This is a genomic window from Microbacterium sp. MYb64, assembly GCF_002979495.1.
GTDB classification, from domain to species: domain Bacteria; phylum Actinomycetota; class Actinomycetes; order Actinomycetales; family Microbacteriaceae; genus Microbacterium; species Microbacterium azadirachtae_A.
The window spans coordinates 21,554-29,459 of sequence record NZ_PCOW01000033.1 but is presented as its reverse complement, the minus strand read 5'-3'; the positions used below and the strand labels follow the sequence as shown (position 1 = coordinate 29,459).

Here is a 7,906-nt window from a genome sequence, read left to right as displayed (position 1 = left end):
TGGGGGTCGGTGCGGCGTCGGATGGCCGCGGTGACGGTGTCGGTGTGGGCGGCATCGTCGAGCCCGGTGAGGGCGCGGGCGTGGTGGTGAGCGCGCGATCCGGTGCGCGCAGGAACGGGGGCTGGGGCGTGATGACCGAGCCGCGGCTGCCGCCCTGGATGTCTTTGTAGCTGCGGAGGGGCAGCGGATAGACGTTCCAGACCGGCCGTCCCTGGGCATCGCGCATCGGCACGACCGTGTTCGGGCCATCGACGTCGTGGATCCACCCCATCGCGTCATCCATGTTCTCGCTCTCTTCTCCGAAGAGGTTCACCGGTGTGCCCCGGTTGGTGTACAGCTGCGCCCCCTCGACGAGGTTGCCGTCCTTGTCGTAGACGAACAGATTGCCGATCCGGTTGCCGTCGAGCAGCAGTCCGGGGGGCGGCTGATAGCCCGCGTTCGGCGGGTAGAGGATCGCGTTCCACATTCCGAACACCACAGGAGAGAAGAACAGCGGCAGGAACAGCACGGCGACGATGCTCGCGACCGTGCGCACGTGTCGCAGTGCGTTCTTCGGCAGCCAGCGGCCGCGTCCCCACTGCACGCTCACCAGGACGATCGCCGCGAAGAAAGCCCAGGTGAAGACCTGTGCAGGGAAGCCGCCGTAGCCGACGATCGTGCGCGGGCCGAGGCCCGCAGGAATGGCGATCAACCCCGCGAGCGCGAGTCCACGCAGCACCCACCACACCGGACGCAAGGCGATCAGCAGATCCAGCAGCCAGGCGCCGAACGCGGAGGACCGGATCCGCCCCGTCGCGCGTCCCGCCGTCGCGGCGATGCGCTCGTGCCACGGCGTCTTCGTCCCCGCCACAGGACCTCGCTCGGGCAGACCGGCCGCCGAACGCAGCTCCTCGGCGTATGCGGCCGGATCGCCCAGCTCGATCGCGCCGTCGTGGTCCGCGGCCTGATCGGTGAGGTCTCCGACGAGGCCCTCGACGAGGTCGTCGACGTCCTCGTCCGGCAGGTCCGCGAGCTGCGCGCGGACGGCATCGGCGAACGCGCGGATCCGTTCCGCGGCGGCCAGGGTGGTCTCGTTCATCGCTGCGCTCCTTCGGAGAGGATCCCGGTGGGTTCGGCGGGGGGATGGAACAGGGCGGGTCCTGCGGCGCCGACGGCCGCGGCGGATCCAGGTGGAGCGGCGGCCGAGGGCGGGACGTGCGGGGCGAGCAGCCCGGACATCGCCACCGCGAAGTGCGACCACGTCGCGATCTGCTCGTCGAGCATGTGCTTGCCCTGCGCGGTGATCGCGTAGTACTTGCGGTGCGGCCCACCGTCGGAGGGCACCACGTAGCTCGAGAGCGCCCCGCCCGAATACAGGCGGCGCAGTGTTCCGTAGACCGAGGCATCGCCGACATCGCCGATGCCCGCGTCGCGGAGGCGCCGCACGATGTCGTAGCCGTATCCGTCCTCGTCGCGCACGACGGCGAGCACCGCGAGATCCAGCACGCCCTTCAGCAGCTGCGTCGTATCCATTCCGCCTCCTCCGCCACGGCCTCGTGGCTGCGTCGCTCCGCACACTACCACGCGACGCGCAGTAGTGCCGAGAGCGGCACAGTCTGCAGCCTCACCCGCGGTCGTACACTGGACCCACTCCGTCGCCGATGATCGGAGACCCTGTGTCCTCTGGCTGGCAGCCCTCCCGCGAGCCCGCGCCCGCGGCGTCGCGTCTGCTCATCGAGCGCGCGCACGAGGAGCTCGTCGCGGGCAACATCGACGACGGGCGGCTGCAGAACGTGCGCTCGCTCGTGCGGGAGTCGTGGGAGAGGTCCTGGCGCCAGCGGGTCGGCGCAGAAGGTCTCCCTCCGCTCGACTTCACCGCGGACGCCCTCGACGCCTATCGGCGTGCGCATCCGCTCGCGGGTGCGATGGACACGATCCGCGCCCTGCTGCTTCCCGGATCCGCCGACGATTCGGGCGTCATCGTCGCGGTCGGCGACCACGCCGGCCGTCTGCTGTGGGTCGAGGGCGACCTGAACCAGCGGATCCTGTCCGGCGAGATGGGTTTCGTCGAGGGCGCGAACTGGTCGGAGCGCGCGGTCGGCACCTCCGCCCCCGGCACTGCGCTCGAGCTGGGCGCCTCGGTGCAGATCCGCGGCGCCGAGCACTACAACCGCCTGGTGCAGCCCTGGTCGTGCACCGCCGCGCCCGTGTTCGATCCGGAGGACCGGCGCATCCTCGGCGTGATCGATGTGACGGGCGGAGCCGAAGCGGCGAGCCCGCAGGCGCGCATGCTCGTCGACGCCACCGCCCGCGCCGTCGAGGCCGAGCTGCTCGTGGCCCGGCTGCGGGCCAGGGCTCAGCCCACGGGTCTCTCCGCCCCGGCCGCGCGGCGGCGCCCTGTTCCCGACCGTGCCGCTCTGCGCGTCCTGGGCAGGGATCGCGCCAGGCTCGAGGTCTCCGGAGGCGATGGCGAGCGCGTCGTCGAGCTCAGCGCTCGGCACGCCGAGATCCTGCTGCTGCTCGCCGTGCACCGGCAGGGCCTGTCCGCCGAGCGCCTCGCCGAGCTGGTCTACGGCGAAGGATCCTCGGCCGACACCCTGCGGCCCGAGATCGTGCGCCTGCGGAAGGCGCTGGAGCGGATCTGGCCCGCGCTCGTGCCCGAGTCGCGCCCGTATCGGCTGCCCGTGCCGTTGGAGACCGACGCGCAGGACGTGCTGTCGCTGCTCGACCGCGGGGCGCACCGGGTGGCGCTCTCGGCCTACCGCGGCCCCGTGCTGCCGGATTCGACCTCCCCCGGCGTGGAGGAGTACCGCGAGACGGTGCGCTCGACGCTGCGCGAGACGATGCGCACCGAGGCCAGCATCGATGTGCTGCTGTCGTACGCCGAGATCCCCGAGGGATCCGAAGACGCCGAGATCCTGCGGCTCTGCCTGGAGCTCCTGCCTGCGCGCTCGCCGAAGCGGGCGGGCCTCGTCGGCCGGATCGAGCGCCTCGAGCAGGCCTGACCCGGATCCGGGCCGCCCTTCGTCTCGCTTCGATCGCTCAGGGACCGGGCGCTTCGCTCGCTCAGGGACCGGTGGGAGCGGGCCAGGCAACGGTCCCTGAGCGAGGAGCGCAGCGACGAGACGAAGGGCGCCGGCCTCATCGGGCAGCGGCCGCAACCCGTTGCAACGTGACGCACCGGGGTGCAACGTCCGCGCGCCTACCGTCGAGGCACACATCAACCCGCGCGGCGATGCAGCCGCGGAACGTCGAAGGAGACGCGATGACCATCATCGAGGAGAGCGTGTCGACCGCCTATGCGGCACCAGGGCAGCCGGGCGCGCTCGCGAACTACCGCCCGCGCTACGGGCACTACATCGGCGGCGAGTTCGTCGAACCCGTCAAGGGCCAGTACTTCGAGAACGTCAGCCCCGTCAACGGCAAGCCGTTCACCGAGGTCGGACGCGGCACGAGCGAGGACATCGACCGCGCCGTCGACGTCGCCTGGAAGGCGTTCGCGAGCTGGGGCAAGACCAGTCCCGCCGAGCGCGCCAACGTCCTGAACAGGATCGCGGACAGGATCGAGCAGAACCTCGAGGCGATCGCGATCGCGGAGACGTGGGAGAACGGCAAGCCCGTGCGCGAGACGCTCGCGGCCGACATCCCGCTCGCCGTCGATCACTTCCGCTACTTCGCCGGCGTGCTGCGCGCACAGGAGGGCGGGATCAGCCAGCTCGACGAGAACACCGTCGCGTACCACTTCCACGAGCCGCTCGGCGTGGTCGGTCAGATCATCCCGTGGAACTTCCCGCTGCTCATGGCCACGTGGAAGCTCGCTCCGGCGCTCGCCGCAGGCAACTGCGTCGTCATCAAGCCGGCCGAGCAGACCCCGGCATCGATCCTGTTCCTCTTCGAGATCATCGGCGACCTGCTCCCCGCGGGCGTCGTGAACATCGTCAACGGCTTCGGCATCGAGGCCGGGGCTCCCCTCGCGCAGCACAAGAGGATCCGCAAGGTCGCGTTCACCGGCGAGACCACGACCGGCCGCCTGATCATGCAGTACGCGTCGCAGAACCTCATCCCGGTCACGCTCGAGCTCGGAGGCAAGAGCCCCAACGTCTTCTTCGAGGACGTCGCGAGCTCGACCGCCGACCCGTACTACGACAAGGCGCTCGAGGGCTTCACGATGTTCGCGCTGAACCAGGGCGAGGTATGCACCTGCCCCTCGCGTGCACTCATCCAGCGCTCGATCTACGACGGTTTCCTCGCCGACGGCCTCGAGCGCGTGAAGAAGGTCGTGCAGGGCAACCCGCTGGATCTCACCACGATGATCGGCGCACAGGCGTCGAACGATCAGCTCGAGAAGATCCTCAGCTACATCGACATCGGGAAGCAGGGCGGCGCGAAGCTCCTCACCGGAGGGGAGCGCGTCGACCTGGGCGGCGATCTCAGCGAGGGCTACTACGTCGCGCCGACCGTGTTCGAGGGCACCAACGACATGCGGATCTTCCAGGAGGAGATCTTCGGCCCGGTCCTGTCGGTCACGAGCTTCGCCGACTTCGACGATGCGATCTCGATCGCGAACGACACGCTCTACGGCCTCGGCGCCGGTGTCTGGAGCCGCAGCGGAGACACGGCCTACCGTGCCGGCCGGGCGATCGAGGCGGGCCGCGTCTGGACGAACACCTACCACCAGTACCCGGCGCACGCCGCGTTCGGCGGATACAAGCAGTCGGGCGTGGGCCGCGAGAACCACAAGATGATGCTCGACCACTACCAGCAGACGAAGAACCTCCTCGTCTCGTACGCCGAGGGGCCGATGGGCTTCTTCTGATCCGGATCCGTCCCCACCATCGGTCGTTGAGCGATTCGAAGCGTCGCTCAACGACCATTGGGGCACCAGAGAGGAGCGGGTGATGCCCGAGTTCCACCGCGTCGACGTCTCCGAGGAGGCGGCGGCGCTGCTGCGCACGCTCACGGTCCAGCACGGACCTCTGATGTTCCATCAGTCCGGGGGCTGCTGCGATGGATCGGCGCCCATGTGCTATCCGGTGGGGATGTTCCTGACCGGATCCGGAGACGTGCTGCTGGGCGACCTCGAGGTCGGGCTCGACGAGACGGTGCCGGTCTTCATGTCCGAGTCGCAGTTCGAGTACTGGAAGTACACGCACCTCACGATCGACGTCGTCGACGGGCGCGGATCCGGTTTCAGCGTCGAGTCGCCGACCGGCAAGAGGTTCCTGACCCGCTCGCGGATGCTCGATCAGGCCGAGCTGGAGCATTTCGCCCTGGCCTGAACGGTCTCGGGGGCAGGCCGTCGATGCGACGGCCTGCCCCCGGAACCCGCTGGTGTCAGCGGTTGCGATCGATCTGCATCGACAGCAGCGTGATGAGCTCGTAGACGACGTGGCTCGCGGCGATGCCGGTCATCTGGGCGTGGTCGTAGGCGGGCGACACCTCGACGACGTCGGCGCCGACGATGTTCGTGTCGCGCAGGCTCCGCAGGATCCGGAGCAGTTCCCGGCTGGTGAGGCCGCCGGCCTCGGGAGTCCCGGTGCCGGGTGCATGCGCGGGGTCGAGCACGTCGATGTCGATCGAGACGTACAGCGGCGCGTCGCCGATGCGGCTCAGGATCCGCTCGATCGCGGCCTCGACACCGTGCTCCTCGATCGCCTCGCTCGTCACGATCGAGAATCCGAGGCGGGCGTCGTCCTCGAGGTCGCTCTTGTCGTAGAGCGGGCCGCGCGTGCCGACGTGGCAGCTCGCTGTCATGTCGATGAGGCCCTCTTCGCTCGCACGGCGGAACGGGGTGCCGTGCGTGATGGGCGCGCCGAAGTACGTGTCCCAGGTGTCCAGGTGCGCATCGAAGTGCAGCACGGCGACGGGGCCGTGCGTGCGGGCGACCGAGCGCAGCAGCGGCAGGGCGAGGGTGTGGTCACCGCCGATCGTCACGATCCGCGACACCCGCTCGCCGAGGGCGGTCACGGCACGGTCGGTCTCCTCGACGGCCTCGGTGATGTCGAACGGGTTGAGCGCGATGTCACCCGCGTCGACGACCTGCGTCCGGGCGAAGGGGGAGAAGTCCTGAGCCGGGTTGTACGGGCGCAGCAGCCGCGAGGACTCGCGCACGTGCGACGGTCCGAACCGTGTGCCGGGGCGGTAGCTCACCCCCGAGTCGAAGGGTGCGCCGACCACGGCGATGTCGGCGTGGTCGACCTCCTCCAGCCGCGGCAGCCGGGCGAAGGTGGCGAAGCCCGCATAGCGGGGGTTCAGGGAGGCGTCGACGGGGCCGATCGGAGTGGTCATGGACGGTCCTTCTGTTCTTCCGAGGAGTGATGCGGGGCGGGCTGCACGACATGCACCAGCCGGACGCCGCCGGCCGCGATCGCGGCGCGGATCGCGGGGGCGAGGTCGTCGACGGCGTCGACCCGCTCGCCGTGGGCGCCGAAGGCGCGGGCGAGAGCGGGCCAGTCCGGCTGCACGAGGTCGACGCCGACCGGGGTCATCCCTCGATCCACCTCGTTCTGCCGGATCTCGGCGTAGCCGCCGTTGTCGACGCAGACGATCGTGAGGTCGAGCCGCTGCTCGACGGCCGTCACGATCTCGTTGACCGCGAACATGAGCGCGCCGTCGCCGACCACGGCCACCACGGGCCGCTCCGGCTGGGCGACGCGGGCGCCGATGGCCGCGGGCAGGCCGTAGCCGAGCGTCGCGTAGGTGGGCGTGTAGAGCATGGCGTGCGGGCCGGAGCGGCGGAGCACGTTCGCGAGCGCGAGGTAGACGATCTGAGACGAATCGCCCGCCACGATCGCGTCCTCCGGCAGCGCCGCGGCGATCTCCTCGGCCAGCGCGACGGTCGCCGGAGCGGTTTCGCGGATCTCCCGCAGGATCGCTGTGCGCGCGTCGTCGAGGGCGGGGGTGCGCGGCGTGACGGGAGGCAGGGCCTCCAGGATCCGCTCGAGCACGGCGCGGGCGTCGCCGCGGATGCCGACCGCGGGAACCAGGTTCTTCGCGAGCTGCGCCGCGGAGATGTCCACGCGCACGACGGCGCCGCGCGCTTCCAGCCGCGGCGCCCACAGCTCGGCCTCGCCGAGCTTGGATCCCACGACCAGGAGCACATCGGCGTCCTCGGCGACCGCACGGGCCGCCGGGAGGCGCAGGTTCGCGCCGAGGGCGAGCGGGTGGTGCTCATCGACCGCGCCCTTGCCGTTGAGCGTGGTCAGCACGGGAGCGCCGAGGCGCTCGGCGAGCGCGGTGAGCGCCTCAGTGGAACGTGTCGCTCCTCCGCCCGCGACGATGACCGGCCGTTTCCCGGCACCGAGCAGCGCGGCGGCCTCGGCGACCGCCGCCGCGTCTCCGCCCTCGGCGGCGGGAAGGGGCCGCGGCAGGCGATCCGCCGCGGAAACGCCCGCCGGCGCCTCGAGCACGTCCAGCGGCACCTCGATGTGCACGGGCCGCGGGCGCCCGGTGCGGAAAAGCGCGAACGCGTCGTGCACGGCGGCGACCGCCTCCGCGGCCGAGCCGACGCGGCGCGACCACTCGGCGATCGCGCCGACCATCGCCGACGCGTCCTTCGTCTCGTGCAGCGTTCCGACGTCGGCGAACTCCGCGCCGCGGGCGACGCCGGGGGAGAGCACGATGAGCGGACGCGACTCGCAGAACGCCGTTCCCACGGCGCTCATCGCGTTCTGCAATCCGGGACCGGAGGTGGTGATCACGACGCCGGGGAGCCCGGTCTGCTGCGCCCACCCATCGGCGCCGTAGCCGGATCCCTGCTCATGCCGGTTGGTCACGACCCGGAACCCCAGATCGGCGAGCGGGCGGTAGAACTCCAGGTTGTGCGTGCCGGGGATCCCGAACACGGCCGTCACCCCGTAGCCGCGGATCGTCTCCAGGACGGCGCGGCCGGCGGTGTCGGCGTAGGAGTCGGTCTCGATGGTCATCT

The 7,906-nt window shown here is 70.8% G+C and carries 6 protein-coding genes and 1 pseudogene; 3 read left to right on the top strand and 4 right to left on the bottom strand.

Annotated features, from left to right (window positions below; genetic code table 11):
• Window positions 1-1,078: hypothetical protein (locus tag CQ044_RS18880; protein WP_105689892.1), on the bottom strand; the 1,078-nt coding region annotated here is incomplete at its 3' end.
• A gap of 125 nt (window positions 1,079-1,203) precedes the next feature.
• Window positions 1,204-1,512: pseudogene (locus CQ044_RS18875) on the bottom strand (PadR family transcriptional regulator); the annotation flags it as partial.
• Window positions 1,513-1,655: 143 nt separating this feature from the next.
• On the opposite strand from CQ044_RS18875, the gene CQ044_RS18870 reads away from it, so the two are divergent.
• The 3 genes from CQ044_RS18870 to CQ044_RS18860 all read left to right on the top strand — a co-directional run bounded on the left by CQ044_RS18870 (window position 1,656) and on the right by CQ044_RS18860 (window position 5,258).
• A complete protein-coding gene (locus CQ044_RS18870; protein ID WP_258133374.1) occupies window positions 1,656-2,984 on the top strand; it encodes a GAF domain-containing protein in 1,329 nt (442 codons plus the stop codon).
• A gap of 260 nt (window positions 2,985-3,244) precedes the next feature.
• Complete coding sequence (locus tag CQ044_RS18865; RefSeq protein WP_105689889.1) at window positions 3,245-4,795, top strand: aldehyde dehydrogenase family protein; 1,551 nt, start codon at window positions 3,245-3,247, stop codon at window positions 4,793-4,795.
• An 82-nt stretch (window positions 4,796-4,877) separates the two neighbouring features.
• Entirely contained in the window at window positions 4,878-5,258 is a 381-nt protein-coding gene (locus tag CQ044_RS18860) for a DUF779 domain-containing protein (RefSeq protein ID WP_105689888.1), read from the top strand.
• 55 nt (window positions 5,259-5,313) lie between these two features.
• Here CQ044_RS18860 and speB read toward each other — a convergent pair whose 3' ends face one another.
• Both speB and CQ044_RS18850 read right to left on the bottom strand, forming a co-directional pair.
• Window positions 5,314-6,267, bottom strand: coding sequence for an agmatinase (gene speB / locus CQ044_RS18855; RefSeq protein ID WP_105689887.1), 954 nt, complete (start codon window positions 6,265-6,267; stop codon window positions 5,314-5,316).
• The gene (locus CQ044_RS18850) at window positions 6,264-7,904 is read right to left on the bottom strand and encodes a thiamine pyrophosphate-binding protein (protein WP_105689886.1); all 1,641 of its coding nucleotides are present in this window, start codon (window positions 7,902-7,904) and stop codon (window positions 6,264-6,266) included. The genes speB and CQ044_RS18850 overlap by 4 nt, the downstream gene beginning before the upstream one ends.
• Window positions 7,905-7,906: the final 2 nt, after the last annotated feature.